General features: G+C 69.8%; 24 protein-coding genes and 1 pseudogene. 8 read left to right on the top strand and 17 right to left on the bottom strand.

The genetic code is table 11. The features are described 5' to 3' along the window. Positions 1–78: 78 nt before the first annotated feature. Genes LNK82_RS45640 through LNK82_RS45610 form a run of 7 tightly spaced genes read right to left on the bottom strand, consistent with a single transcriptional unit; the run spans position 79 to position 7,173 of the window. The gene (locus LNK82_RS45640; protein WP_230573061.1) at positions 79–1,194 is read right to left on the bottom strand and encodes a serine/threonine protein kinase; all 1,116 of its coding nucleotides are present in this window, start codon (positions 1,192–1,194) and stop codon (positions 79–81) included. Next, positions 1,191–2,096 carry a phytanoyl-CoA dioxygenase family protein gene (locus LNK82_RS45635; RefSeq protein ID WP_230573060.1) on the bottom strand — a complete coding sequence of 302 codons (906 nt, stop codon included), beginning with the start codon at positions 2,094–2,096 and terminating at the stop codon, positions 1,191–1,193. Before LNK82_RS45635 ends, LNK82_RS45640 begins: the two co-directional genes overlap by 4 nt. Next, entirely contained in the window at positions 2,089–3,069 is a 981-nt protein-coding gene (locus tag LNK82_RS45630; protein ID WP_230573059.1) for a hypothetical protein, read from the bottom strand. The genes LNK82_RS45635 and LNK82_RS45630 overlap by 8 nt, the downstream gene beginning before the upstream one ends. Further along, positions 3,066–4,187, bottom strand: coding sequence for a pyridoxal-phosphate-dependent aminotransferase family protein (locus LNK82_RS45625; protein WP_230573058.1), 1,122 nt, complete (start codon positions 4,185–4,187; stop codon positions 3,066–3,068). Before LNK82_RS45625 ends, LNK82_RS45630 begins: the two co-directional genes overlap by 4 nt. Then, positions 4,184–5,323 carry a phosphonopyruvate decarboxylase gene (aepY, locus tag LNK82_RS45620; protein ID WP_230573057.1) on the bottom strand — a complete coding sequence of 380 codons (1,140 nt, stop codon included), beginning with the start codon at positions 5,321–5,323 and terminating at the stop codon, positions 4,184–4,186. The genes LNK82_RS45625 and aepY overlap by 4 nt, the downstream gene beginning before the upstream one ends. After that, positions 5,320–6,243 (bottom strand): isocitrate lyase/phosphoenolpyruvate mutase family protein, encoded by a 924-nt coding sequence (locus tag LNK82_RS45615; RefSeq protein ID WP_230573056.1) that lies wholly within the window; start codon positions 6,241–6,243, stop codon positions 5,320–5,322. The genes aepY and LNK82_RS45615 overlap by 4 nt, the downstream gene beginning before the upstream one ends. Before the next feature lie 45 nt (positions 6,244–6,288). Next, on the bottom strand, positions 6,289–7,173 hold the full coding sequence (locus LNK82_RS45610) for a nucleoside/nucleotide kinase family protein (RefSeq protein WP_230573055.1): 885 nt from the start codon (positions 7,171–7,173) through the stop codon (positions 6,289–6,291). A 331-nt stretch (positions 7,174–7,504) separates the two neighbouring features. On the opposite strand from LNK82_RS45610, the gene LNK82_RS45605 reads away from it, so the two are divergent. Continuing rightward, on the top strand, positions 7,505–7,795 hold the full coding sequence (locus tag LNK82_RS45605) for a hypothetical protein (protein WP_230573054.1): 291 nt from the start codon (positions 7,505–7,507) through the stop codon (positions 7,793–7,795). Positions 7,796–8,204: 409 nt separating this feature from the next. Here LNK82_RS45605 and LNK82_RS45600 read toward each other — a convergent pair whose 3' ends face one another. The 10 genes from LNK82_RS45600 to LNK82_RS45555 all read right to left on the bottom strand — a co-directional run bounded on the left by LNK82_RS45600 (position 8,205) and on the right by LNK82_RS45555 (position 21,331). Beyond that, a complete protein-coding gene (locus LNK82_RS45600; protein WP_230573053.1) occupies positions 8,205–8,741 on the bottom strand; it encodes an NUDIX hydrolase in 537 nt (178 codons plus the stop codon). 327 nt (positions 8,742–9,068) lie between these two features. Beyond that, entirely contained in the window at positions 9,069–9,866 is a 798-nt protein-coding gene (locus LNK82_RS45595) for an ABC transporter permease (protein WP_230573052.1), read from the bottom strand. Further along, a complete protein-coding gene (locus LNK82_RS45590) occupies positions 9,863–10,630 on the bottom strand; it encodes an ABC transporter permease (protein ID WP_230573051.1) in 768 nt (255 codons plus the stop codon). Before LNK82_RS45590 ends, LNK82_RS45595 begins: the two co-directional genes overlap by 4 nt. Next, entirely contained in the window at positions 10,627–11,580 is a 954-nt protein-coding gene (locus LNK82_RS45585) for an ABC transporter ATP-binding protein (protein WP_230573050.1), read from the bottom strand. Before LNK82_RS45585 ends, LNK82_RS45590 begins: the two co-directional genes overlap by 4 nt. Further along, positions 11,577–12,662, bottom strand: a complete 1,086-nt coding sequence (locus LNK82_RS45580; protein ID WP_230573049.1) for a nucleotidyltransferase family protein — start codon at positions 12,660–12,662, stop codon at positions 11,577–11,579. Before LNK82_RS45580 ends, LNK82_RS45585 begins: the two co-directional genes overlap by 4 nt. 7 nt (positions 12,663–12,669) lie before the next feature. After that, positions 12,670–13,818: a M16 family metallopeptidase gene (locus LNK82_RS45575; RefSeq protein ID WP_230573048.1), complete on the bottom strand. Its 1,149-nt coding sequence runs from the start codon at positions 13,816–13,818 to the stop codon at positions 12,670–12,672. 13 nt (positions 13,819–13,831) lie between these two features. Next, complete coding sequence (locus LNK82_RS45570) at positions 13,832–14,683, bottom strand: GNAT family N-acetyltransferase (protein WP_230573047.1); 852 nt, start codon at positions 14,681–14,683, stop codon at positions 13,832–13,834. Continuing rightward, positions 14,667–15,884, bottom strand: a complete 1,218-nt coding sequence (locus LNK82_RS45565; protein ID WP_230573046.1) for a M16 family metallopeptidase — start codon at positions 15,882–15,884, stop codon at positions 14,667–14,669. Before LNK82_RS45565 ends, LNK82_RS45570 begins: the two co-directional genes overlap by 17 nt. 879 nt (positions 15,885–16,763) lie before the next feature. Beyond that, entirely contained in the window at positions 16,764–17,753 is a 990-nt protein-coding gene (locus LNK82_RS45560; RefSeq protein WP_230573045.1) for a ParB/RepB/Spo0J family partition protein, read from the bottom strand. 542 nt (positions 17,754–18,295) lie between these two features. After that, positions 18,296–21,331: an AfsR/SARP family transcriptional regulator gene (locus tag LNK82_RS45555; protein WP_230573044.1), complete on the bottom strand. Its 3,036-nt coding sequence runs from the start codon at positions 21,329–21,331 to the stop codon at positions 18,296–18,298. A 278-nt stretch (positions 21,332–21,609) separates the two neighbouring features. Here LNK82_RS45555 and LNK82_RS45550 point away from each other — a divergent pair, with 278 nt between their 5' ends. From LNK82_RS45550 to LNK82_RS45520, 7 genes and pseudogenes are all read left to right on the top strand, one after another. Next, the gene (locus tag LNK82_RS45550) at positions 21,610–21,765 is read left to right on the top strand and encodes a hypothetical protein (RefSeq protein WP_230573043.1); all 156 of its coding nucleotides are present in this window, start codon (positions 21,610–21,612) and stop codon (positions 21,763–21,765) included. Next, on the top strand, positions 21,762–22,256 hold the full coding sequence (locus tag LNK82_RS45545) for a hypothetical protein (RefSeq protein ID WP_230573042.1): 495 nt from the start codon (positions 21,762–21,764) through the stop codon (positions 22,254–22,256). Before LNK82_RS45550 ends, LNK82_RS45545 begins: the two co-directional genes overlap by 4 nt. After that, complete coding sequence (locus tag LNK82_RS45540; protein WP_230573041.1) at positions 22,244–23,152, top strand: HTTM domain-containing protein; 909 nt, start codon at positions 22,244–22,246, stop codon at positions 23,150–23,152. The genes LNK82_RS45545 and LNK82_RS45540 overlap by 13 nt, the downstream gene beginning before the upstream one ends. Next, positions 23,088–24,092 carry a GNAT family N-acetyltransferase gene (locus LNK82_RS45535; RefSeq protein ID WP_230573040.1) on the top strand — a complete coding sequence of 335 codons (1,005 nt, stop codon included), beginning with the start codon at positions 23,088–23,090 and terminating at the stop codon, positions 24,090–24,092. The genes LNK82_RS45540 and LNK82_RS45535 overlap by 65 nt, the downstream gene beginning before the upstream one ends. Positions 24,093–24,243: 151 nt before the next feature. Further along, the gene (locus tag LNK82_RS45530) at positions 24,244–24,426 is read left to right on the top strand and encodes a hypothetical protein (protein WP_230573039.1); all 183 of its coding nucleotides are present in this window, start codon (positions 24,244–24,246) and stop codon (positions 24,424–24,426) included. A gap of 57 nt (positions 24,427–24,483) precedes the next feature. Then, positions 24,484–26,148, top strand: a pseudogene (locus LNK82_RS45525) (hypothetical protein); the annotation flags it as partial. Between the two features lie 111 nt (positions 26,149–26,259). Continuing rightward, positions 26,260–26,683 (top strand): helix-turn-helix domain-containing protein (locus tag LNK82_RS45520; RefSeq protein WP_230573038.1); only part of this gene is annotated, 424 nt, incomplete at its 3' end.

Raw genomic sequence — 26,683 nt, 5'->3', positions numbered from 1 at the left:
GAGGATGTCCACCGCACCTCCTCCCCGGCAGCCGAGCAGGGTCAGTCAACCACGGAGAGTGAACTCCGGAGGAGCGGTCTAGAAGCGTCCATAACGCTTGGGGAAGTAGTCCTCGAATTGGCTCTCGCGTTGGATGTCCACGGTAGAGCAGTGCAGGCCGCCGCCGAAGGGCGCGACGTCCCAGAACGGGATGGGGATGACCTCGAAGCCGAGGTCGACGAACTGGTCGATCTGCGCGGTCTCGCTCGCTTCGACGCAGATGGTCTTCTCGTCCAGGCTCAGCGTGTTCATGGAGAGCCAGCGGCTGCACGGCGAAAGCGGCGGAGCGACCTCGTGCCTGGCGGGCGCGGCCTCCACCACCTCCCAGTCGTTGACCTTGAAGTACTGCACCAGCGCTTCGTCCGCGGTCCGCTCGCCGCAGTGCAGCACCAGCCCCGGACGCAGCGGCACCCAGGTCGCGTCGATGTGGAGCGGGTGCGAATTCCCGAACACGACTGTGTGAACGCGGTGGTTGGGCAGGTGCTGCTCGAGCCAGCGGATGCCGCTCCGGTTGGTCACCAGAGAGAGCTGCACGAACAGGTCCTTGCCGAACCTGGCGATGTCGGCGGCGTCGAACAGCGGCTCCGCCTCCGTCAGCACCAGGTCGTTGCGCGAGACGCGCTCGACCTGGTCGTCGAAGGACAGCGCCTCGAACTCGTCCCAGAAACCCTCCCGGTAGGACGCCGATGTGAGCCGCGGTTTGGGTGCGGCCTCCCAGCGCATCTCCTTGTCCTCCCGGAAGTACGACTCGATCAGCGGCCGGTAGCACAGGTACTCGAACCAGCGGCTCCGGTAGGACATCGTCGCTTCGAGGATCTCGTTCCCCAGGGTGATCAGCACGTCCCGACCCGGCATGCAGCCGAACATGCTGTCCTGGGTCCACTCCGGGGTGCTCACCGGCTTGCCGAAGTCGAGCGGCACCGGCCGGTCGACCCGGATGCCGCGGTCGGTCAGCACCTTGGTGAAGTGGTCGAGTTGCGCGTTCGCGGCCTCGACCAGCTCGTCGGGGAGCGGACCGTGGGTACCGCGGGGGTATCCTTCATCGGGCCAGTCACGGAAGATCGCGGGCTCGGGCGCCTGCACCTGGGTGCCGTCCGCCCTCCCGACGATCACGTGCTTGAGCGGACCCCACTCGTTCCACGAGTTGACCTTCATCGCGTTGCCCTCCCTGCGCTCGGACCGCCACCAACGGACATCGCTTCGTCCTGGTCGAGCGGCTTGTAGAAGTCGGACGGGTGCACGGCGTCGCCGAAGTCGCCGAACATGCGCCGCAACCGGGGCGACATCCGGTCCAGCACCTCCCTGGGCTGGGTCGCGTAGTCGTAGGGCCGCTGCCAGAGCTGGCCGTACCGGAAGATGAAGGTCTTCCGCGGCTGGGTCGTGTTGGCCATCACCCCGTGCCAGAGGGAGTGCGGGAAGAGCAGGACGTCCCCCGGCTCGGCTTGGACCACCAGGGCGTGCTCGGGCACCTCGCCGCGGCGCAGCGGCTCGTTGAGCTCCTCGATGTTGCACATGTAGTCCAGCGATGTGGGCACCTCGAGGTGACTACCCGGCACCAGCAGGAAGTTGCCGCTGTTGGGACGGGTCACATCGGTCAGGAACACCTGCGCCTTCACCTGGAGCGGCAGGCTGTCGGCCGTCAGGCGCAGGCGCTGGAGGTACTGCCCGCCGTCGGTGTGCCACGGCTCCAGCGCCTCTTCCTGGAGGTGGCGCACCAGCACCTCGGTGCTGAGGATCTGGACGTTGCCGTTCAACAGGCTCATCAGCGGCCCGACGAGGGCCGGGTGGTCGAGGAACTCGTCCAGCCCCGCAGTGGTGGCCACCGCGTTGCGCACCCGGACCGTCTGGTCGTTGACGTAGAAGCTTTCGTGGTGCTCCAGGGTGTTCGGGTTCGCCGCGACGACCGCGTCCACGGCCTCCAACCCCCGTCGCACCTCCTCCTCGGAGAAGAGCCCGCGGAGGTGCAGGTACCCGCGCTCGGCGTACTCGGCGAGCTGGTCGTCGGTGAGTGGGGACCAGTCGTTGATCGTGGGGGCTGGAGAAGCAGTGTCAGGCATGGTGGAGCTCTCCTTTGCTCTTCATCAGTTCGGTGAAACTGGGGATCAGCTTGAGCTTGCCGGGTACCTCGTACTGAACGAGGTTGCTCGCCACGATGAGCGGGTCCCAGCCGTAGGGGTCGATGCCGAGTCCGCGCAACCCGTCCGCGAAGGCGAACCAGTCCAGGTTGCGGCCGGGCCGCTCGCTCGCGGTGAGCAACGCCCGCAGCGCCCGCGCTCGGGCACCGTCGGTGTCGGTGTCGGCGTTCGCGATGTCGTCCAGCAGTCGTAGCAGTGCCCGGTCGGAGTCGATGTCGTGCTCGGTGCTCCCGGCGTAGGCGGCGTCGACCACGGGTCGGCAGTCGTACTCGGCGGCGTCGTCGTCGAAGGAGCGGGCGAGCCGCTGGTGGACGTCCGACAGGACCGGTTCCGGCAGCATGACCGCCAGTTCCCGGAGGACGTCGAGCGGCTCGTCCGCGCAGTGCACGAAACCGAAGATGTTGTTGATCGCGCCGAGCTCCGACCGCAGGCTGGAGCCGTCGCGCTGCGCGGGGTCGGGGGAACCCTTCAGCAGGGTCAACCGGCTGCTCGCGGGCATCCCCGCGTCCGGTCGGGTGTCCTTCAGGAGCAGCATGATCGACGTGCCGTGGGTGTAGATGCCGTCGCGGACCGCCAGGCTGTCCTGGCTGATCACGTTGGCCTGGAAGCGCCACACGACGTCGCACATCGCCTGCGACACCTCGAACGGGAGGGCGTGAAGCAGTCGGAAACCGTTTCGCGCCGCGTACGAGAGGCAGGTCTCGGCCTTGCGGAGCGCGATCGTCTCCGCGTGGATCACGAGGACTGCGAGTCGGGGCAGGATCCGCGGCAGGTCCGTTCCGTATGCCCTCTCGGCGGATGCCGTGCCGGCGGCGAGGAAGCCGCCCTCCTCGGCGCGGTAATGATCGAGCTTTCCCGGTATTGTGGTCAGGCTTTCGTGGTCCAGCGCGCTCACCACGGTGACAGCACCCCTTCCAACTCGGAGACGAAGCGGGAGAGCGTGCGCAGGCTCAGCTCGCCCATGTTGCTCACCCGGAAGTAGTCACCGGACAGCCGACCTTGCGCGGCGTAGATCACGAAACCCCGTTTCTTCAGCGCGTCGTGCAACCGGTCGTAGGTCATCCCGGCCGGGAGCCGCACCGCCGTCACGGAGTTGGACCGGTGCGGTTGCGCGACGAGGACCTCCAGGCCCAGCCGCGCGAACCCGGCGCGGAGCAAAGCGGACCGGGCGCGGTAGTCGGCGACCCGGGCGCGGTAGCCCCCTTGCTCCCGGAACTCTTTGATCGCCTCGTCGAAGGATTGGTAGACCTGGACGGCGGGGGTGTGCAGGACGTCGCCCGCGCGTTGTGCCCGCAAGTGGCCGGCCAGGTCGAGGTACAGGCTCCGGGCCGGGGCCTCCTGGACCCGTGACGACCCCTTCCCCCGCCCGACCAGGACGAACGCGGCGCCGGGCAGGCCGTGCAGGCCCTTGTTCGCCGTGCCGCAGACGAGATCGGCCCGGATCTGCGGAAGGCCTGGTTCCTCGTGCCCGGTGGCGCTGATCGCGTCGACCACCAGGACCGCGTCGGACTCGGCGACGACCGCACCGATCTCCTCCATCGGGTTCAGCAGACCGCTGGTCGTCTCGTGCATCACGCCGACGACCGCGTCGATGTCGGGATGGGCGGCGAGGGCTTCCGCCACCCGCGCCGAAGCGATCGGACGATCCCAGTCCTCGGTCACCTCGTAGCTCTTCAAGCCCTGTGCCGTGCACATCCGACTGATGCGTTCGCCGTACGAACCGTTGTTGAGGACCAGCGCCGCCCGGCCCGCCCGCACCGATGAGGACAGGGCCATCTCGACGGCCGCCGTGCCCGAACCGGAGATGACGACGGCCTCGTGGCTGTCGGGCGAGACCAGCGTCTCGACCAGGCCTTCCCGGATCGACCCGAGGAGCCGGGCGAACTCCGGCTCGCGATGGCACATGTCGCCACGACCGAGGGCGCGGCGAACGCGTTCGGAGGTGTTGGCCGGTCCCGGGTTGAGCAGCACGAGGTCGGTCCGGGGCTCGGCCGCCTCCGCGGTGGCGCTCATCGGTCCACCGCGTGCACGGCCATCGACCGCGCGGCAAGCGATCCCCGCAGCCGCTCCGCGACGGCAGCGGGGCTCTTCGACGGTCTGCCGAGCGCCGGGTCCGAGCCGATGCCGATCCCGACCCGGATCAAGTGCGGCCCGCCTCCCGCCACCGCGTCACGGGTGTGCCCCGCGGCGATCGCGGCATCGTCGGTCGTGCGCGCGGTGGCGTACCCGCACGCCTCGGCGATCGCGAGGAAGTCGACGCCGGACGAGTTGCTGCGCTGGCCCCCCGTGCTCTCGTAGGCGCCGTTGTCCAGGAGGACGTGGGCGAAGCGCTCCGGTCGGTGAGCGCCGATGGAGACCATCGCCTCCAGCCGCATGAGGGCGGCGCCGTCGCCGTCGAGCACGACGACGGCCCGGTCGTGCCGTTCTCCGGCGATGCCGAGGGCGATGCTGCTCGCGCAGCCCATCGAGCCGACGACGTACAGGTTCGCAGGTCGGTCGTGGTTCGCTTCCAACTCCCTGGCGGTCTTGCCCGTCGTGGCGACGACCACCACGTCGTCGGGCAACTCGCGGACGACCGCCGCGATGACGTCCCGGCGCGGCGGTAGCCCGCTGGTGGGCAGCGCGGCTGATTCCGGCCTGATCGAACCACCGGGCACCACCAGCGCACGGGAGAGCCCGGAGCCCCACATGTCTTCGGAGAGCCGGCGGACCTGCTCTCGGAACGCGGTGGTCTCGGTGGAGATCTGCTGGTGGTCGATTTCCATGAGGTCCAGCAGCGGCAGCGTGATCGACCCCATCAACCGGTGTTGCGGCTCATCGGGCCTGCCGGGCTCGCCGCGCCAGGTCACGAGCAGCAGCAACGGGATCCGCATGGGGTGGCAGAGCGACGTGAACGGGTTGACGGCGTTGCCCAGGCCCGAGTTCTGGATCAGGACGACAGGTCGCCTGCCCGCGAGGTAGCTGCCCGCCGCCATGGCGACCGCCTCACCCTCGTTGTTGGCCGCGACGTACGCCTCCGGCGCGTTCTGCTCGCACCAGGTGACCAGCGGGGCGAGGAAGGAGCAGGGCACGCCGAAGAACGGGCCGAAACCCGCTTCGACCAGCGTGCGCATCACGGAACCGGCGTCGATCGACGCTTGGTCGGTCATCCCTCCACCGATCGGCTGTGGTTCACGCGGGTGCCGTTCGTCGACGGATCACCGCTCCGCACGTACTTCGCGTCGTGGGCCAGCAATTCGGACGTCCCCTGCAACTCGAGGATCGTGTCCAGCGGCGCGATGCGGTCTTCGCTGGAGGTCGTGCCGTCCGTCCGCAGGATCTCTTGGAACACTTCCATGACCGCCTGCGTGCCTGCCCGCAGCCCGTGGTTCGCGTAGATCACCAGCTTCGCGCCCGCTCGTTCGAGCTCGCTGCCCGTGATCCCGTGGTACATCGTCGGGACGACGACGACCGGGACCGGTCGGTCCCATGAAGACAGGAAGTCGAGCACCGGCTGCGGGGACTTGTCCTTCGCGTGGATGAGGATCGCGTCGGCTCCCGCCTCGGCGTACGCCGAGGCCCGTTTCAGCGCCTCGTCGAGGCCGTAACCGGCGATCAACGACTCGACGCGTGCGATGACGACGAAGTTCGGATCCGTCTGGGCCGCCTTGGCGGCGCCTATCTTGCCGACGAACTCGTCTATCGAGGCCAGCCGCTGGCGGCCCGCGATGAAACTGTTGGTCTTGGGGAAGACTTTGTCCTCGATGCAGACGGCGGCGACACCCGCGGCCTCGTAGAGCCGCACCATGTGGGCGACGTTGCTGGCGTTGCCGTAGCCCGCGTCGCAGTCCGCGATGACCGGACTGGACACGGCCGACGTGATCCAGCGGATGTCGGCCAGGAGGTCGCTCATCGTCAGAATGTCCGCATCCGGCACACCGTGCGAAGCCGACAGTTCCAGCCCGCTGGCCCAGATGGCGTCGAATCCCGCACGCTCACCCAGTCGTGCGCCCAGGGCGTTGTGCACCCCGATGGCTCGGATTATCTCCGTTCGGGCGAACAGCTTTCGCAATTCTAACGTGGCAGACATGTGCGTATCACACCTTTGTCGTGGATTGCGGCGATGGGTCTCGGATCACTTGACGTCAACTCGATGCTCGATCAATCGCTGCACCGCTGTGTCCTTCGTCAGGACCTCCACGGCGTGCGCGGCTGTCTCCCGCTGCGGCCGACCGTCGATCTGAAGGACGTTCCACCCCCAGTCGACGGCGGCCGCGCGCAACTTCGCGGCCACGGCGGTCTGCAGGGCCATGTAGGCATCCGCGCCCCGCCGGCCGGCCAGCCACAAGTCCTCGCCCGCCCCCAACCGGCCGTCCTGCCGCATCCGCCACTCGTAGGACCGTCGCGGCTCCACGTCGAGCAGGAAACCGATGTCGGGTTGCAGGAGCGGCATCGAGTAGGCCGTCCGGAAGAACGTTTCGAACTGGTCCAAGGCGTCGTCGGACGTCGCGTCGGCCGGGATCTCGCGGGCGATGCGGATGTTCTTGGTCGCGGTGGAGAACCCGAACCCGTCCGCCAGGGTGACCGCTCCCCGTGCGAGGACGGGCTCGACGACCTCTGCCCTGATGATCTGATCCATGGTCAGCTCCGTCGAAGCGGATGCCAGCGGGCCGGACCGCCGCACGCCCGCGATGCTCGCCGGCAGCCTGTCGACGATCCAGCCTGACGCCACTTCCGTCCGGTCGGTGAACTCCAGCGGGATCGCCGAATCGACGGGAGACCCATCGGCGTGCCCGCCGCCGAGCAGCGACCGCCACGACTCCAGCCACAACCGCTCCAAGCTCCGCGCGGGGAAGCCGCCGTCGGAGCGGGCCGAGCGGATCGCGGCCTTCCGGCTCGTGTCGACGCACTCGAACCCGAGTTCGTCGAGCGCCCGTCCCAGGTGGTTCAGGAGGGTGGTCTTTCCCGCTCCGTCGATGCCCATCAGGGCTACGGACACCCCGCGCACTGCACTGTCCATGCGATTCGCCTCTCGGATCAACCAGTCGATCTTGCCCACGTGGTGCTCGTCGTCCTGCCGTGCGGAGTCGTCGACCTCGTAGTGGTGCCGAGCGGCGCGGGCTTCGACGGCCAGACGGGGACTCGGGCGCGGGAGACAGGTCGATCGGCTGGGTCAACCTGACGCGATCACGCGCGGCACCCGTCCAGGACCGGCTCGAACCGTCCACGCCTCCTGCGCCGTGCAGCCATTCGTCGTCGCAGAAGTCACTGAAGCTGAGCCCGGCCACGATGGTGCTGCCGAAGGTCCGGTCGACGTGGTGGCATGTCCAGGCGATCGGCGGGGTGACCCTGTGCTGATCGATCGGCGCGGTCGGTCCCGCCGATCCCGCCGGTTCGAGGCAATGCCACTTTTTTCAGGAATCGGCGAATTAACCGAGCCTGAGCTTCCCGATCGCGATGGTACGCATGAACCAGCCTTCCCGGAACAATCGGGCGGCCGCGAAAATGAAATCGTACGGTGCATCGGCCACCTGCCAGGCGACGACGTCGCGTCCGCTGAAATGTCGACGTACCGCACCTCGGCGAGCATGTCCGAAGCGTCCGTTGACCATTTTCGCGCGAGCCCAGAACTGCCATCGTGAATGCCGGCCAATGCCGAGAGTTGCCGGCACCTACCCCTCCCACGGTCACTCATCCGCCCCTGGCGTCACTCTGATCCCCACCACGTTCGCCGTTCTGGAGATCATTTACAACCTTGCAGGACACCTTTCACGCATCGCACGTCACAGCCGTCTCGACTTAACGGCTTGTGATTTGGAAAACTCGATACCATTTGTATACCGGGGCAATCCTGAGGTGTCAACAGAAGGGTCGACGGTGTTCACGCCGATCGGCGCGTTACACCATGGGCCGTCATCGCAGACGGTGTTTGACGGCGCGGCCGTCCGAGTGAAAGAGGTCGTTCCCCGACCATCTTTTCCCGGCGGGGTGACACCCGACCGCTAATCGCGTGATCGGCGCGCGCCACCGTCAGTGCGGTTCGCCTGTGCGCTAGGAGAACAGCTCGAACGGTTCGTCGATCTCCTGGCCTTCGAGAACGGCGGGCAGCAGAACCGGCAGTCGACCGGGGTAGAAGCGCTCCCGGCTTGCACAGATCTCAGCTGTCGGCCACCAACGGAAGTCGAAGTAGTCCTCGCGCTCGTACTCCACGCGTTCGGACCCGTCGATGTCTGGCCCCGGAATGGGCAGCCTCAGCGTGACAATCACCTCGTCCTGGAGGTGTCGGCGCTGCCGGCTCCGGAACGACGCTCGACGTCGCCAGTTCGGTGGTCCCAACCGCGATGCGACGGCAACGATCCCGGCTTCCTCGCGGAGCTCCCTGATCGCGGCATCCTGGTAGGTCTCACCCGGGTCGATGCCGCCACCCGGAAGCTCCCACCAGGTCCCGAGATCCGGATGGTCGTGGTCCCGGATGTGGAAGAGCAACACCCTGTCGTGGACGTCGAGCACGACGACCCGGACCGCACTGCGCTCGAGGATCGGCAGGTCGTCGGGCAACGACACCGGAAGGCCGTCTTCGACAGCCACGCTCAGGCCACCCCGTCAGGCAGGCTGTCGCCGTGCACCGCCAACGCCCGCCCCACCTCGGTGGCCATGGCCCGCCTTTCCCGCCCGGCATCAACCGACCCAACGATACACACGACCCTTCGATGCCTCGAACGCTGTTCGCAGCGGGTGAGCCGGGCCGCGAGGCACGGTGTTGCACCGCCGGTCGCGGGCTGAACGGCGCATGGCGCCGAGCAGGCCGGTCGCTCACCGCACAGCACCTCCGAACCGGAAGGAGGGCCACACCGGCGGGCCGCCGCATGACGCCGCGCCTGAGCCCTTCAGCGCGATCGGCGTGCGGCAGCCCGGTCAGTCGCCGAACTCGATCGAACCGTCCCGGCGTCCGCTTTCCGCGAACTGGCGGAAGGTCAGCGCCGCGAGGGTCAACCATCCCGCCGCGACGCACAACTCCAGGCCCGCTTCGGCCAGCACGCTGCCGCCGGGTGCTCCGGCCAGGAGGTGGCGGACGGCCTGGAGGCCGTGCGTGAGCGGCAGCACCTGGGCGATCTCGTGGATCGGGCTGGGCCAGAACGACGACGGCACCTGGACCCCGCAGATGACCATCAGCACCAGTCCGCCGAGGTTCCCAACGAGGTTGCGCAGCTCCAGGTTTCGCAAGGCCACGCCGGCGAGCACGAGTCCGAAGCAGTAGGTCGACACCGCTACCAGGATGATCAGCGGGATCGCCAGGAGCACCCGCGGCATCGGCAGCGGTACCCCGAACAGCGGCCCCAAGACGAACAAGGCGATCGAGGCGCACACGGACCCGTCGATGAGCCATTGGGCACTGCGGCCGACGAACAGCGTGAACGGGCTCGTGGGCGCCGCGACGAGCAACGGCAGGGTGCCCGTCTGACGCTCCCAGGCGGTCGAGGCGCACACGAACATCGAGACCAGCGACGCGATGTAGACGGCATTGCCGACGAGCAGGTAGTGCGTGCGCTCGGTGGACGCGAGCAGAGTCCCGATCACGGCGAAGAACGCCACCTGGCAGAGGATCCGCGACAGCCAGGCGAACGTCCACGTGCGCCAGGTGTAGATGGCCCTGAGGTCGGCGAGCGCGCTGACGAACGCCGCCGCCAGGACCCGGGCGTTGTCCCGGATCACGCGTAGCTCACCTGCCCCGTCGTCCGGACCCTGTGCAGGATGCGTGCGAGCATCCACACCCCTCCCACGTAGCCGACGAGGCCCAGCAGCAGCACCATCGCCAGCCTGCCCGCCGCGTCGGGGACCGGCGATTCCTTCAGGCAGTCCCTGATCAGATCGGTGGACCAGGACAGGAACACGACCTTGGTGACCGGTTGCAGCCACAGTGGCAGCAGGGGTGCGGGCACGACGGCCCCGCTGAGCAGGTAGAACGGGTAGGACAGGGAGTTCTGGAAGGTACGCGCCGACCGGGCCAGGACGAAGACCCCCGCCATCGCCGTCGCAGTGCCGGTCATCGCGACGACGGTCGCCGCCAGCGTGGCGACCAGCACGCCGATGTGCTTCACGTCCACCACGACGCCGAAGGCCAGTTGCGCGACGAAGAGGCTCTCCAGCAGGGACAGCATGCTGATCGCCGTCACGGTGGCGGTCCTGCCCAGCACGACCACCGCCAGCGGCGCGGGTGTGCCGATCAAGGCTTCCAGGGTGCCGTTCTCGCGCTCGGAGTCGATGATGTCGCCGGAGACGAGCATCGCCATGCTCCACACGGCGATGACCGTCGAGCCGATGACCGCGTAGGGCGCGAGGTCGAGACGCCCTGCGTTGGTCATGATCGCGAGCAGGGCCAAGGTGAACATCGGCGCGTTGACCAGTGCGGTGAGGTCGGCGAGCCTGCGCAGCATCAACGCCTGGAACCACACGGCGGTGCAGAAGATCCTGATCACCGGACCACGCTGCCCCTGTCACCGATCACGTGCAGGTACACGTCGGCCAGCGACGGTTTGCCGGTCGACATCGTGACCACGCCCGCCTTGGCCAGTACCTGCACCACCTCGGCCGCGGCGCCCGCGGCCTCGGTCTCGACGACCACGGTGCCGTTGTCCTCGGCCGCACTCCGCACACCGCGGATCGCCCTGATGGACTCGGCCACGGCGGGAGGCACGTCCTCGGCGACCACGCGCTCGTACGTGGTCAGCCAGCTGCCGATGGTGCGGGGGTCCTCGGTCGCCACGAGTTTGCCGCCGTCGATCAGCGAGACCCGGTCGCAGACGGCTTCGGCCTCGGCCATGTCGTGCGTCGTGACCAGGATCGTGCGGCCCTCGGCACGCAACTCGCCCACCAGCACCCGGAAGTCGCGTGCCGCGACGGGGTCCATGCCGATGGTCGGTTCGTCGAGGATCAGCAGCCTCGGGTCGCCTATCAGGCCGCGTGCCAGGTGCAGCCGCTGTTTCATGCCGCGGGAGAAGGTCTCGACCCGTTCGTCGGCCCGGTCGGCGAGTCCGAGGCGGTCGAGCAGTTCGGCCGACCTCGTCTTGCCTACGGCGGTCGGTTGCCGGTAGAGCGTGGACCAGTAGCGGAGGTTCTGGCGTGCGGTCAGCCGCCCGTAGAGACCGCGTTCGCCGCCGAACACGATGCCGATCGAACGGCGCACGGTCCCGGTGTCGGTCACCACGTCGCGGCCGAACACCTCGGCCGTGCCGGAGGTGGGCAGCAGCACCGTGGAGAGGATCTTGCACAGCGTCGTCTTGCCTGCGCCGTTGGGTCCGAGCAGACCGTGGACCTCGCCCGGTGCGACGGTCAGGTCCAGCCCGTCCAGCGCGGTGCGCGGTGGCCGGCGCCTGCGCACGTACTCGCGGCCCAGTCCCCGGACGTCGACTGCCTTCGGCCCGTTCATCGGTCCTCACCGTCCATCGCGGCCAGCGCCGCCAGCGCGTCGGCGTGCTGTTCGGGGGTGACCACGGGGTGGTCCACGAGCAGGTAGTCGCCCACCGGTGTGGCCAGCAGGGCACTGGTGCCGAACCGGCGCAGGCGCGTCGTTTCGGGGTCGGTGTCACGGCGCGTCTCGCGCAGCAGCAGCCCTCCCACTGACCTGCCTTCGACGAGGGCGGTGGTCATCGCGTCCGCTCCCGGGGGGATCGTCGGGGCGGACCAGTTCTCACGGCGGTCGAGTTCGCGCTCGGCCGCCGCACGCAGCGGCTGCCGGGTCTGCCCGAGGAGTCCGAGGTCGACCAGGTCGCCGGCCAGGTCCAGCAGTTCGAGCAGTTCGGGCGCCAGTTGCCACCTCTCCGCCGCAGCGACGACGTCCGCCGGGGAGAACGCGACCTGCCCGAGTACCGCGATGTCGATGACGTCCTTGGCCTTGAACCCGCGCTGGAATCGTTCCTCGGCCAGCGCGAGGAGGTCGGTGACCACTGGCTGTGCGGGCAGTTCCGCGCGGACGCGCACCGGCCCCTGGGCTCCGGTGAACCCGGCCGTGCAGACCTCGACGGCATTCTCCACGTCCAGCATGGGGTCTTCGCCCGGCCACTCGAGTTGGACGAGCAGGTGGGCTTCCGGATAACCGAACACCGACACGTCGATCGTCTCCACGGGGGCGTTGTCGAGGACAGTGCGCACGACCCGCCAGAGTTCGGCCTCGTCGGGGACGACGACGTCCAGGTCACCGACCGGTCGGACGAGCGGCTCCGGGTAGTGCCTGGCCAGGGACGGGCCCTTGACGATCCTGGCCGACGTCCCCGCGAGGGCCGCGGCGAGGGCGGCGTAGTTCTGCTTGCGGTTCTTCGCCCTGCGGAGCTCGTCGGCCGACCCGCTGCCCAGGGGGCGGCCGTCCCTGGCGTACGCCGACAGCAGCAGGGCGGGAAGCGCCCAACTCTGGGAACGCGCGGTGCGCACCAGCTTGTCCGGCGGCTCGTCCTCGTCCGCGCCCAGGACCCTGGAGAACAGGTCGATACCCAGCCCAGCGGCGGTTGTGGTCATTCGGTGGTCATCCCTCGGGTCGCACGACGGTGATCAGGTTCGCCAGGATGTCGGCCGCAGCTGCGGCCACGTCGGTCGCGGACACCGCGCGCAGCGCGTCCAGCTCCGCCTCCGGTGTCCACCCGAGGACGCCTCCGCGGGTTCTGACACCGGTCAGTTTGGCCAATTCCAACGGGTTCTCAGAGTCGATCAGCAGCTGCATCCCGGTTTGGCGCTGGACCATGAGCAGGTGCTCGCGGGACGGCCCGGTCTCGGCGATGTCGGAGAGCAGGTCGCGCACGATCGCCTGGACGCGGTCGCCGTTGCCGTCGTCGACACCCACGAGCAGGCGCCACGCCCCGGCTTCGGTGTAACCGCGGTCCCACGCCTCGAACGCGTAGCCCAAGCCGTTTTCGTCGCGCAGACGCGTGTACATGAGCGAAGAAGGGCTGGCGCCCAGCAGGGTCGCCAGCAGCGAGTAGGCGTGTCGGCGCGGATCGCCGACACCGGGCGAGCGGGCTCCGAAGCACAACCAGGAGTAGCCGGAAGGCCAGGCCACGGCCGGCTGGGTCACGGGTGCCAAGGGGACCGGGTATTCCCGGCGGAGTCGGGTCTGGGGGGCCACGTCGAGTTGCGGCGGGCGGGGACCGACCACGGTGAGGCTCATGGGGCGGGTCAGGAACCCGGTCGTGTGGTGCGCGGCGAGGTCCTGGGCGCTCGCGGCCCGGATTCCCTCGGCCGTGCCGCCGACCGGTGCGCCGAGCGGGTGGCGGGGATAGAGGGCGGCGAGGATCGCGTCCTGCACGACCTCGTTGGGATCTGCGGCGTTCCCGGCCAACTCCTGCAGCACGGCGTTCTTCTCGTTGGCGATCACGGTGTCGTCCAGGTTCGGACAGGACACCGTGCTCAGCAACAACTCGATGACGTCGTCGGCGTCGTCCGGGTGGACCTGGGCGTAGAACTGCTGCTCTTCCAGGCCGGTGTGCGCGTTGACCGTGCCGCCCCGGAACTCCGCTCGTCGGCTGAACGACATCCCACCGGTCAGCGGCGCCGACATCACGACGTGCTCCAGGAGGTGCGTCAGGCCGCCCAGCCCTTCGGGGTCCGACCGCGAACCGCACATGACGGTCAGGCAGAAACTGGTGGTGCGTAACCGCGCATCGACCAGCGGGAGCACTGTGACACGGTGATCAGCCAACGCGGTGTCCTTCTTGTTCGAGAGAGCACGACCAGTAGGTGGTGTCCCGTACCCACCCCTTGCCCAGCAGCGAGTCGAGCACCCGGTCCGGAGCGGGGCCGTGTCCGGACACGTAGCCACGCAGCGGAAGCCCTCGGTTCCTGGCGTACCGCAGTGCCGCCGAGGTGAGCAGCCGGGAGGCCGGGGTGCCGCGCCGGTGTCGTGGCACGAACAGGTCGAACAACTCCAGTCGGTCGAGGCCGCTGAGCTCGTCCCGGTCGGGGACTATCGTCACGTGGCCCGCGAAACCCTCGTCGTCGTGTGCCACGAACACGATGCCGTCCTCGACCGCCCGGTCGAAGAGTCGGCGCGCATCGGCTTCCACCTGTGCCTCGCCGACGGCGGTCCCGGCGACGCGATAGCCGTCGACCATGGCTTCGACGAGCAGGGGGAGGACGTCGGAGATGTCCGTCCTGCCGGCGGGACGCACGGACCAGTCCCCGTCCGGATCCGCGAGGGCCACGGCGTCGGTCGCGAGCACGTACCGCATGTGCGGATGCCCAGACCTCGGTGCGGGCACGATCCGCCGGGCGGGGACGACCGTCATCATGCGGTCGACACCGGGGAACCGGAGTCGCGCGACGTCCGCCAGCCGAGGCAGGAGGTCCGCGACGCCGCGGCCGGTCGACTTCAGCAGCACCGCCAGGGCCCGTCGCTGCCCGGTGATCGCGTCGGTGTCCTCGGTGATCACGGCGAGTTCGTCGTGCAGGCGGGCGAGCAGGCCCGATGTGGAGAGTTCCTCGGCGAGATCGGGGGCGACGCCGTAGCCCGACACCTCCGCGACGACGTCACGATGCGACGACATGCGTGTAGCTCCTCAAGACTTGGGACGCGATCGCACGGACGGCCTGGTGGTCCACGCTGTTGATCAGCCTCCGGAGACGGTCGACTGGCGGCTCGTCGCCGGAGTCCAGGCCCCAGGTGCTGTTCAGGTGCGCGCGGGCCACCGGGTCCTCGTTGTCCAGCAGCACCGAGCCTGCGGCCTGCGTCCTCGCCGCCGCGAATCCGTCGTCGCCCAAGCCGCCCGATGACACAGCGGTCAGGCAGTCGCGGATGGTCGACTCGACCCGGTCGGCCTGTCGAGGTTCGGAGCCTGCGGTGATCGACCAGACGCCGGTGTCCCGGTACGCGGTGTGGCCGGACTGGATCTGGTAGCTGACACCGAGTTCGCCGCGCAACCGGTCGTAGAGGAACGATCCCGGGGTGCCGCCGACCGCGGCGGCGAGCACTTCGGCCGCGCCCCACAGCGGGTCGTCGCGTCCGGCGCCGAGGCCCCCGGCGACGAGGTACGCGTACTCGGCGTCCGGTTCGACCTCGGCGGTGGGAGCGCCTCCGCTCGCCGGGGGACCACAGGGCGTGAACGGGCACGGCTCGCGGTCGATGTCGCCGATGCTGCCGCGGAGGGCTTCGAACGCCTGGAAGACGAGGTCCGCGGGACCTACGAGACTGATGGCGACGGGAGCGGTTCGCAGGTTCCGTCGATGCGAGGCGAGCACCCCGTCCGCGGTGAACACGGGGAACTCGACCCTGCCTCCGACGGGGCGGGAGAGCGGGCCGCCCTCGAACAGCCTGCCGTAGAGCGCCTCGTGAGCGACGTCGACGGGATCACCTGCGGCGGCGAGCAGTTCCTGGACGACCACCTGGCTCTCGCTCGCGCACAACGCGTCGGTGACGGCCGGGGCGACGATGGCGTTGCCGAGGTGCCGGGCGCAGTCGACGGCGTCCGCCGGGGGGACGCGCGCCCAGAACGTCACCGCCTCGTGCGAGGTCGACGCGTTGGACTGGCCTCCGACGGAGTCGACCCACTTGCTGATCGAGGCATTCCCGAGATCCGCACAGGGAGCCGCCATGACAAGGTGTTCCACCAGGTGCGCCGATCCGGGCTCGGAAAGGTCGTCGTATCGGGAGCCTGCGCTGATTGCGACACACACGGTGACGCTGCGGACTCCGAGGGAGCTGTCCAGCGCCACTCCCACACCGTTGTCCAATACCTTCACGGTGAACATCTGCTCCCCACGGGCCCCGAGAGATGCGGCAGTGTCCACGCGGGGGCGGAGTTGGACTCCGCCCCCGCGTCGGATCACTTGCCCTTGCCCTTCACGACGAGCTTCGGACGCAGTGCGGCCATGTGCTTGCGAGTCATGTCATCCTCCCTTCCGAAATCGAGGCCTGCCCTCCGAGGAGCGACTTGGCCGGAACTTCCGCGGATCAAGGGTTACCCATGACGGGGTAAGGCTGTCGTCACGCGATCCCCTTGTTCGCGCCATGCCGCCGCTTTTGTGACCACGGCGGTCGCGCCTTTCCACTATTACCGGGAGGGGTCGGTTAGTGACGAAATTTCGACGACTATTCATGTGACGTGGAGCACGTTGATCGATCAAGATAATTGATCAACCAAATCGGTTGGATATGCAAGTCCGTCCGAGCGATTGATTTCGACGGTTCCGTAGCGCCTCTCGCCGCGAGGGGGAGAGCCGCACCAATTCCCGGTTCATGCCCAGGACTGCTTCCACCCGCCGTGACGTAGAGCTGCACGACCCCTGATTTCACGGTTCGGCCCGTACCGCTGCCGTAGTTGCCGAACCGGACCGGCTCGGCCGAGGGTGTCGGCGGCCGACCCCGTCTCACCACCAAGGAGCCGGTTCCGAACCCTCGGCGACGGAATCCACCCGCGTGCGGGTTGCGTGTCCCGCCGTCGGGACATCGAGCGGGATGAGCCCCCACTCGCGAGCGATCAACAGCGTGTGGGTCCGTTGTGGGCTTCTTCGGAACACCGGAAACGTGCTGCGACCGACAGAGGCCTGCGCTCTTCGCCGCGTGTGTCCCGGAAGTCGTGCACCTGGGCATTCGCCACCCCCTCACCTCTCGGTGGGCGGCCGGCGTGCTCAGGAAGCGCTCCGCCCCCGATGGTCGAGTTCGTCGGCCACCTCGTGCCACATCCGCGCGTACTCCCGTGCGAGCCCTGCGACCACCGGCACGCAGTAACTCGGCACGGCGTCGAGCAGGTCGCCCCGTTCCTCGCGCCCGACGGCGTTGGCGCTGGCGTTGAGCCAGCGCAACAGGCGGCGTCCCGCGTCGGAGAGGCGCAGGGACGGATCACTCGCCAACCGGTGGAACGCCGACGCGAGGTCGATCGGCTCGGCGACACCGTCGACCTGCTTCGGCCCCCGCCGCCCGTCGGCGGCCCGCGCGACCCCGCCGGCGCGTCGCACCCCTGGCGGCACCGGGTCCTCGCCGTGGCGGATGCGCTCCCGCACGTCGCGCGCGGTTGCCAGGGAGATGCCGGACGCGCTCGCCACCTCGCGCAGTGTGGCACCGGGACGCTGCTCGAACAGCTCGCCCGCCTGCCGCCTGCCGTTCGCGCTGCTGAGCGGCCGGGCCCGGCCGTCGAGGCCGACGCGGCTGTTCAACTGGCTCACTCCGCCGGTTGAACGCGACCGGATGCGCGCGATCGTGCGCCTGGCCAGTCCGACGGCGACAGCCACCGCGCGGTCCGACCACTGCGGGTGTGACGTCATGATCCGGACCGCCGCCGTCTTCCGGTCGGCGAGCGAGAGCGGCAGGCCGTGTGTCGTGTTGGCCTTGACCGCGAGCACGAACGCCTCGTGCTCGTCCCCGTCGAAGAAGCGGACGCGGATGTCGCTCGCGCCCCTGAGTTCAGCCGCACGCAGCCGGTGCATGCCGTCTACAACGCGCATCGTCTTCCGGTGCACGAGGATCGGTGGCAGTTCCGCGTCCGCCTCGGCGAGCAGCGCGGAGTGCGTCTCGTCGCTCCCGCCCAGCCGCGGCGAGTCCGCGGGCAGAAGCGCGGTGAGCGGCACAACGGCGTCGAACACCTCCGCTGCTCGCGCGTCTTCGAGGTGCTCAACGTGCACCTCGGCATCTTCGGGCCCATCGATCTGGCCTACGGGTCTGATCGTCACCGTGTTCTTCACCGATCCCCGGTCCGTTCCATTGCCTCGCTCGCGTGCTGTGTGCCGCGAACCAGGCTGGCAGGCGCCGCTACCGGTGGACTACTCAACCGCACTGCGGGTGCCGTTAACCCATCCGGCAACGCCGCACATCACGCAGAGGACTGGATCGTGCGTCTGACACGCGATCCCATGGGCCTCGAAGACACGGGCAGCAACGCCGACTTACTGCTCGCGGACCGCGACTCGAAGCTCGCCGACAGCACCGATGATGGGGAATCCTCCACAGCTGCGTGTTCAAACTCCTCGGACTTGAAATCAGCCGATATCTCGGCTTCACCTCCGGCGATCTTCGCAGGTCACCGGAGGTTTGTGCGTCAACATGAGATAACTCGGCGCTCCATCTCGTCGTTCCACGGAAAAAATCGGCCGCACGACGAGCCTGGGCGTCGAGGGATCATCACCGACCACCCGGACCGCGTCCGCCGCCGGCCACGGACGGCGCCCTACGGCTGCGGGCACCAATCGGCGAGCGAAATCGCGCAGCGGAAGCACGTGGTGTCCCGGTCGGCCAAACCGTCGAGATGGTGCTGCACGTAGTCGAGGTCGACCATGCCAGGCGGGTACAGGTGCGAGGCTCGCTTCCAGTGGCGCTCGGCGTCCGCCCACCGGCCCCGTGCCGCCGCAATGTGCGCGAAGCCCTCGGCTGCTCGCGCTTCGTACCTTTTCAGCCGTCGCCGGCGGGCGTAGTCGGCCGCTTGCTCGAAGACCCGTTCGGCGTGGTCGAGGTCGCCCGCGGCAAAGGTCGTCTCACCGATCGCGTTCAACACCTCGCACTCGAGCTTGGGCAGGTCCAACTCCTTGGCGAGGGCCAACGCCCGGCGGCCGAGGTCGAGCGAGACCTCGAACGCGCCCAGTGACCGGTGGACGGTGCTGAGCCCGAGCAGCGCGGCCGCCTCGCTGTGCCGGTAGTCGTGCGCCTCGCTCTCCTGCTTGATCCGTTCGAACTCGCGCAACGCCTCTGCGTGGTCGCCGCGTGCGTGGTGGATGGTGCCGATGCTCCAGGCAGTGAGCAGTTTCGCGTACGGCAGTCGGTCGGGAGCGTCCGTTCGCACCGCCCGGCGCAAGTGGTGCAGCGCCGAGTCGTACCGGCCGATGTCGCGGTAGATGACGCCGAGGTTGTTGTCGATCGCCGCCTGCAGACCGCTGTCCGGGCCGCCCGCGGCCAGTGCTTCGGCCGCCAGGAACGCGTTCAGCGCTTCCTTGAGGCGATCCTCTGACAAGTGCAGGCTGCCCAGGTCGAGCAACTGCGTCGTCTCCGCCTCCCGGTCTCCGAGCATGCGGCTCAGTTCCAGCGCCCGGGTCAGGTACTCACGGGCCTCGCCGGTCGAGCGGCGTTCGTGGGACACCAGCGCGAGTCCCTGGAGGCAGGCCGCCTCCCCGTGCGGGTCGCCGGCGTGACGGGCGGCGGCCAACCCCTGTTCGAAGATCGTGAAGGAACCGTCGCCGTAGTTCCGCAGCTTCAACGCGGGCTGCAGGAAGCACGCCAACTGCCAGGTGTGGCGGTGGCGGCCGGTGCGGGCGCAGAACACCGCAGCCGCCACGAGGTTCCCCAGTTCCCGCTGTAACAAGACGGCGCTCTCCGCCGCCGACCCGGCCGCCCGCACCGCCGAGTCGGCGGAGTCCACGACCGGCGCCCGCCGGTAGATTCGGTTGCCCAGCCGGCGGCCCCACTCGTGCGCCGCGAGCACCTGGTAGTCGAGCAGGCGGACCAGCGCGGCATCCCGCTCGGCCTCGTCGTCGGTCTCCTCCATGATCTGGTGCGCGCAGTCGCGCACCAGATCATGGAGGTGGAACCGGCCCGGGCTCCGCTCCATGACGAGGTTGTCGTCGAGCAGTTCCTCCAGCAGTTGCTCGGCCGCGTCCACCGGGTAACCCGTCAGCGCGGCGGCGGCGTACGCGTCGAAGTCGGCACCCGGGTACACGCTCAACAGCCGGAACAGGCGCCGCCGCTCGGGCGGGAGGTAGCGATAGGAAAGGCGGAGGACGGCCATCACGTCGCGGTCGTCCACCTGCAGCAGCCTGCCGCGCTGGGTCTGGTCGCGCAGCCTGCGCACGAGGTTGGAGACCTGCCACGACCGGCGGTCGCGCAGTCGGGCCGCCGCAATGCGGATGGCCAGGGGCAGCCGCCCGCACAGCTCCACGGCGTCCCGGACGGCCGTTTGCTCGCCGGTGGTGCGGTGCTCACCGGCGATCCGGACGAACATCGTGACGGCGTCGTCGACGGGCAGCACGTCCAAGGAGAACGGCAGCGCGCCTTCCAACGCGGTCAGCCTGCGTCTGCTCGTGATCAGGACCAACGTCCCCGGCGAGGCCGGTAACAGGGGCCGGACGTGCGCGGCGTCCACGGCGTTGTCGATGACCAGCAGGGCGCGGGCACCCGACATGTGGGAGCGCCACAGCGCGCTGCGGCGCTCCAGCGTCGCCGGGATCAGCTCCGGGGGCACGCCGCTGTCGCGCAGCAACGCGTCCAGCGCCTGTTCCGACGTCAGCGGGTCCGTGCCGGGGGTGAAGCCGTGCAGGTCGATGAAGTACTGGCCGTCCGGGTACTGGTCGGCGAGCCGATGAGCCAGGTGCACCGCGATGGCCGTTTTCCCGACGCCGCCCATCCCGTCGATCGCCGAGACGACCAGGGCGGTGGGTAGGACACCTTGCGCCGCGGACGACAAGCTGTCCAGCTCGGTCGTCCTGCCGGAAAAGTCGCTGGTGTCGTGGGGTAGGTAGGACCGCGGCGGCGCGGGTGGCGCGGGCGGGGAGGACGAAGCGGGCTGCTGCGGCGCGGGTGGGGCGGGCGGCACGACCGTGCCCTTCAACAACGCCGCGTGCAGGCGACGCAGTTCCGGACCTGGGTCGATGCCCAGCTCCTCGCGCAGGAGGTCTCGGCCTTCGGCGTAGACGGCCAGCGCGTCCGCCTGCCTGCCGCTCGCGTGCAGCGCCCGCATGAGGACCGCGCGCAGCGACTCCCGCAGCGGGTGCAGGGCCACCAGGGTACGCAGGTCGGCGGCCGCTGAAGCGGCGTCGCCCAGCTCCACGCGGGTGGCGAGCAGGTCCTCGTTGGCGGTCAGGCGGTGCTCGTTGAGCTTCAGCGCGGCCGCGTCGATCTCGCGACCGTCCAGCCCGGACAGCGCGTCACCTCGCCACAGGTCGAGCGCCTGCTCCAACAGTGCGGCGGCGTCGGTGAGCCGGCCCTCCGTGCGGGCCTGCGAGGCCGCCGCCGTCCGCTCCAGGAACAGCCGCGCGTCGATCGAGGACTCGGGCACCTCGATCACGTACCCACCGTTCAGGTGGGCGATCATCGACGCACCGATGGACGCTGCCAGCGTCGAGCGGAGTCCGCCCACCGCGTTGTGCACCTGCTGCCGCGCGGAACGCGGAGGACGCTCCCACAGCTCGTCCTCCAGGCGCTCGACCGCCACGGCCTGGTTGGCGTTGAGCAGCAGGATGGCCAGCAGTTTCTGCTGCCGCCTCCCGGGAATCTGCACGACGCGGCCCTCCGACCGCACTTCCAGGGGACCCAGAATCCCGAATTTCACCGAAAACCATTCCCATCCGCCGCCGCGTACGGACACCTCACGGCCGGTCGACGCCGGCCTGCCCTTGCGCACCTGCACCACGACCCCAGCAGCTCCTCGTTTTTTTACCACAAGTAGTGATCCGGTAGCGGACAGGTAGATCCGGTCCGTAGCGTGGTGCCGCTGGCGGGTTGCGCCAGCACCGGGGGCGGTGCCGCCGCTCGCCGGAGGGTTTCCAGGGGGGAAACGTGCGGAACGTGCTTCTTGGTGTGGTTACGTCGGTCGCGATCGCAACGGCTGTGGTGGTGACAGGCGCCGCAGACGGGGAGAACGGCGTTCCGGAGGTCCGTCCACAGAACGCGCTCGTCACGACGAATCCCCCGGACGGATTCATCGTCGAGTGAACGTCGAGGAGTCCGCACGAGCCCTGCGTGGGTTCCACCTCACCGCCGCGATGGTGGTCACCGGCCTCGTGCTGTCCGCCCTCGCGCAACTGCCGGGCGCGAATCCGCTTCGGTCGTACCGCGTGGTGTGGCCGCAGCACTGGCCGTTCTTCACCGAGCTGAGCCAGGACGTGCTCGTCGCGTACAACGTCCCGGACCTCACCCCACTGGTGCCTCGGCGCCCATGGGACGGCCTCCGCCGCGAGGGCTCCGTGGTGGTGGCCGAGACGCGTCGAGTGGCGTTGCGCGTGCCCGACGCCTACTGGCAGGCGTGCGGGGAGGCCACGGCGGCCATGTGTGGCGAGGAGGTCGCCCGCTCGTCGGTGTTCACCCTCGACGGCTCGACCATCACCTCGCGCCTGTGCGGCCGCGTCGCTGTCGCCGTCGAGCGGTCGGTTCCGAAGCGTCACGTGCACCGCATCGCCGTCGTGGAGGTCGAGTGCGGGCCGTGACCGCGGTGGTGGGCCGCATCGAGGGCGCCGTGGCGGTGTTCGAGCCGCGTGGGTGGCAGTTGGCGTGCGCGAGGAGCGCCCTCGCGGCAGCCCAGGTGCTGGTGCTGCTGGCGAACCCCGACGAGGTGATCTTCGCGGGCGGACCGGTGTGCTCGGGGGTCGGTGCGATCGCGCTCTGGTGCCTCGTCGAACCCGCCGAGTCGCCGGCGGCCGACGCCGTCGCCCTGCTGGTCCTCGCGGTCGTGCTGTCCGGCTTCCGGCCGCGGTGGACCTGCGTGCCGCACTGGTACCTCGCCTTCGGGTTCGCGGCGGCGTGCCCGGTGGCCAACGGGGGCGACCGGATCGCCCAACTGGCGACGATGCTCCTGGTGCCGCTGTGCCTGGGCGACGACCGGACCTGGCAGTGGAGCAGGCCGCGCGCCGCGCTGTCGCCGGGGTGGAGGGGCGCGGCGTTCGCCGGGCACCTCGCCCTGCGGCTGCAGGTCGCGGTCGTCTACGGGTACGCGGTGGTCGCCAAGTTCGGTGATCCGCTGTGGAGGGATGGTCGGGCGTTGTCGGTGGTGTTGACCGATCCCAACTACGGCGCACCGTGGCCGGTGCTGTCAGACCTCGTGCCCGCGCCGGCGCTCGTCGGGGCGACGTGGCTGGTGATCGCGACCCAGGCCGTGATCGCGGTGGGAGTGCTGTGGCGGCCCGGGGTCGCGGTCGTGGCGGCGGGGGTGGTGCTGCACGTGGTGATCGCCGCCGTGCTCAACCTCCAGGCGTTCGGCCTGGTCATGGCCGGCGTGCTGGCGGCCTGCCTGGTGCGGGCAGAGGACAGGAGGAACAGCGGTGGCCGGATTCCCGTTCGTCGTCGAGCGGTTCGACCCATCGGCGGCGACCGACGAGGACTTTGACGCGTACCACCGGGTGGTGGCGGGCAGCCAGTCGGTTGAGCGACCCGACGAGGTCCCGCTGACCCGGGACGCGGTGGTGGCGCGGCTGAGCACCCCCTTCCCAGGGTTGGGGGCCACCCTGTACTGGGTGGCGCGGTCGGGCGGCACGATCGAGGGCGTGGCGCAGGCGCGGCTGCCCGAGGACGAGAACGCCCACCTCGGTCTGGTCGAAGTGGTCGTGCGGCCCGACGTGCGCGGTCGTGGCCTGGGATCGGCGCTCTACGCCGCGGTCGTGCCCGAACTGCGGTCGCGAGGCCGGACGGTGGTGGAGACCTCCCAGGTCGTCGCCGGGGGAGACGGGGAACGTTGGGCCGTGGGCCGCGGCTTCGGAGTGGTGCGGTCCATCGCCGTGCAGTCGCTGTCGATCGCCGACGCCGACCGTTCGCTGTGGACGGTCGACGTGCCCGACGGCTACCGGGTGCTGCGGTGGCGGGGCACCGCTCCGGACGAATGGGTGGCCTCGTACGCCGAGGCGCGTGGCGGTATCCACGACGCCCCCGTCGGCGGCCAGGACCGCTCCGAGCCGGACTGGACCGTCGAGCGGGTCCGCCGGGCAGAGGAGGAGTTCCACCGGCAGGACGTCGACCAGCGGGTCGTCGTCGTGGTGCACGAGGCGACCGGGCGGGTCGTCGGGCTCACCGAGGTGATCGTGTTGCCGTACAGGCAGTACGAGGCCCTCCAAGGCGACACGGTCGTGGTGGCCGCGCATCGCGGGCACGGGCTCGGTCGCTGCCTCAAGGGAACCATGTCGTGGTGGTTGGCCGGACGACCGGGACTCCAGCACATCCGCACCGCCACCAGCACCGACAACGCTCACATGCTCGCGGTGAACCACGCCCTCGGCTACGCCACCGTCCGAACCATGCTCACCGTGAACGCCGAACTACCTCGACGGCCGTGACCTGACGCGGTCGATCCGTTGAACACAGGCGCGTCGCTGTCAACCACCCGCGTCCAGCGATTCGCCAACGACTGCATCGAACCGCCCCGGCTCAGGCACGGGCGCGGCCACCGCGGCGGGTTGTGGCACCGGGGAACCGGGAGTCGCCGACGTGGTCACGCTGCTGCTCGACGTCGTCGTGTCGGCGACGCTGGAGCTGGGAGCGGTGGTCGAGGTGGCGGTGGTCGCCTCGACGGAGGTCGCCTGCCGCTCGTCCGTGCCGCTGACAGGCGCGGCCTTGTGCTTGCCGAAAATATCGTCCGTGCAGGTCAGGCTGCGTGGTGGTACTCGTTGAGGATGTCGCCCAGTCGTTGCCGTCGGCGCGCCCGCCGACGCGGCGGGTGCGGGGCAGGGCGCGACGGTGTTGGTGTCGGCGATCGGCGGTGCCGGGGGCATCGGCAAGACCTGGCTGGCGCTGGCCTGGGCGCACCGCCGGCTGGAGCGGTTCCCCGACGGGCAGCTGTTCGTGGACCTGCGCGGGTTCAGTCCCACCGGCGAGCCGGTGCAGCCGGCGGTGGCGGTGCGGGGGTTCCTCGACGCCCTGGGCGTCGAGGCGAACCGCATCCCCGCCGACCTCGACGCCCAAGCCGCGCTGTACCGCAGCCTGGTGGCCGGGCGGCGGATGCTTATCGTGCTGGACAACGCCGCCACCAGCGAGCAGGTCGTGCCGCTGCTGCCCGGCTCGCCGTCCTGCACGGTACTGGTCACCGGCCGTCACCGGCTGGCCTCGCTGATCGACCGGCACGGCGCCCGCCACCTGCCCCTGAACGTCCTGTCCCCGGAGGAGGCCCGCGGCCTGCTGGCCGCCCGCCTGGGCGCCGCCCGCGTCGCCGCCGAACCCGAGGCGGTGGACGAGCTGATCGGGCTGTGCGGGGGCCACCCGCTGGCGTTGTCGATCACCGTGCGCACCGCCGACACCCGCCCCGACGTCGCGTTCGCCGAGACTGCCGCCGAACTGCGCGACCTCGGCCTGGAGGCGCTCGACCACGACACCGACCCGGCCGCCAGCCTGCCCACCGTGCTGTCCTGGTCCCTGCGCCACCTCACCGACCGGCAACGCACAGTGTTCGCACTGCTGGGCATCGCCCCCGGCCCGGACACCACCCCGCCCGCCACCGCCGCCCTCACCGGCCTGCCCGACCGCCTCGCCCGCAAGACGCTGAGCGGGCTGGAGAACGCCTCGCTGCTCGAACGGCGGCCGGGCGGCCGCTACGCCATGCACGACCTGGTCCGCCGCTACGCCGCAGACACCGCCCACACCACCCTGCCCGGGCACGTGCGGGAAGCGGCCCTGACCCGGGTGGCAGACTTCCACCTGCACACCGCCCACACCGCCGACCACCTCCTGTACCCCCACCGCGCGCTCGTGCGGCCCGAGCCGCCCGCACCCGGCGTGCACCCGCACCCGCTGCCCGACACCGCCGCGGCGCTGGCCTGGCTGCAGGCCGAGCACGCCACCCTGCTGGCCACCCAACGCACCGCCGCCACCCTCGGCCACCACCACACCGTCTGGCACCTGGCATGGAACCTGACCACCTTCCACCACCGGCGAGGACACCGGCACGACGCGGTCACCACGTGGCGGGCCGCGCTGGACGCCGCCGACCACCTGCCCGACCACACCACCCGCACCCGCGCCCACCGGAACCTCGGCCTCGCCTGCTCCCGGCTGGGCCTGCACGAACAGGCCACCACACGTCTGACGCAGGCCCTCGACCTGGCCGTGCGCCACCACGACCCCACCGACTTCTGGCACCCCACAGCGTTGCATCGCCGCGAACGCGGAGCGGATCGATGCGGTAGTGGTGGGGGAGTACGAGCGTGCGTTCCTCGACGGTGCCCAGGTGCGGGAGCTGCGGGCGGTGTTGGAGCGGTACGGGTGCAGTTGTGGCTGCCGGAAGCCGGGGGACCGGTGACTGAGCTTCCCCCGATAACCCCGACTGCCCGAGACAGCCTGGATCAACCAACCCGTCGAGCAACCACAGCCAGCCCCGTAAACACAACCTGTCTCATCTAGTGGCGCGTCTCGGAGGGTTGACCCGGTAATCGATCGGTTGGGCTGATCGGCGAGGCTGGTCCCGCATGTCGAGTGCGGGAGGTGGTTGTGGCTCGTCGACCGAGTGTGTTCGTGAGGCCGTTGTCGATGGAGGAAGGCCGGAAGATCCAGCGGATCACCAGGACCGCGAAGGATCCGGTGCGGCTGCGGCGGGCGATCGTGGTGCTGATGTCCGGCCAGGGCCAGGCGGTCCGCGACATCACCTCGTTGATGCAGGTGAGCGAGGACTACGTCCGTGACGTGATCCACGCCTTCAACGAGCGGGGGTTCGCGGCGCTGGACCCAAAATGGAGCGGCGGACGGAGTCGGACGATCGGTGAGGCGATCCGTGAACGGATCTGCCTGATCGCCCGCACTGCGCCCGCCGACTGGGGCATCACCGCGTTCTCCACCTGGTCACTCGCGAAGCTGCGCGAGCACCTGCTCGACCGAGGAACCGTCGCCGCGGTCAGCCGGGAGACGCTGCGCCGCATCCTGCGCGACGCGGGCGTCTCCT

Origin of the sequence: Saccharothrix luteola, assembly GCF_020859565.1 — a bacterium.
Lineage (GTDB): Bacteria > Actinomycetota > Actinomycetes > Mycobacteriales > Pseudonocardiaceae > Actinosynnema > Actinosynnema luteola.
The sequence above is the reverse complement of the archived record's forward strand: the minus strand, read 5'-3'. Positions and strand labels throughout refer to the sequence as shown.

Coding starts and splice junctions, on each gene's coding strand:
- LNK82_RS45640 (WP_230573061.1), bottom strand. CDS start 1,194: ATGAAGGTCAACTCGTGGAACGAGTGGGGTCCGCTCAAGCACGTGATC.
- LNK82_RS45635 (WP_230573060.1), bottom strand. CDS start 2,096: ATGCCTGACACTGCTTCTCCAGCCCCCACGATCAACGACTGGTCCCCA.
- LNK82_RS45625 (WP_230573058.1), bottom strand. CDS start 4,187: ATGAGCGCCACCGCGGAGGCGGCCGAGCCCCGGACCGACCTCGTGCTG.
- aepY (WP_230573057.1), bottom strand. CDS start 5,323: ATGACCGACCAAGCGTCGATCGACGCCGGTTCCGTGATGCGCACGCTG.
- LNK82_RS45615 (WP_230573056.1), bottom strand. CDS start 6,243: ATGTCTGCCACGTTAGAATTGCGAAAGCTGTTCGCCCGAACGGAGATA.
- LNK82_RS45610 (WP_230573055.1), bottom strand. CDS start 7,173: ATGGACAGTGCAGTGCGCGGGGTGTCCGTAGCCCTGATGGGCATCGAC.
- LNK82_RS45585 (WP_230573050.1), bottom strand. CDS start 11,580: ATGAACGGGCCGAAGGCAGTCGACGTCCGGGGACTGGGCCGCGAGTAC.
- LNK82_RS45580 (WP_230573049.1), bottom strand. CDS start 12,662: ATGACCACAACCGCCGCTGGGCTGGGTATCGACCTGTTCTCCAGGGTC.
- LNK82_RS45570 (WP_230573047.1), bottom strand. CDS start 14,683: ATGTCGTCGCATCGTGACGTCGTCGCGGAGGTGTCGGGCTACGGCGTC.
- LNK82_RS45565 (WP_230573046.1), bottom strand. CDS start 15,884: ATGTTCACCGTGAAGGTATTGGACAACGGTGTGGGAGTGGCGCTGGAC.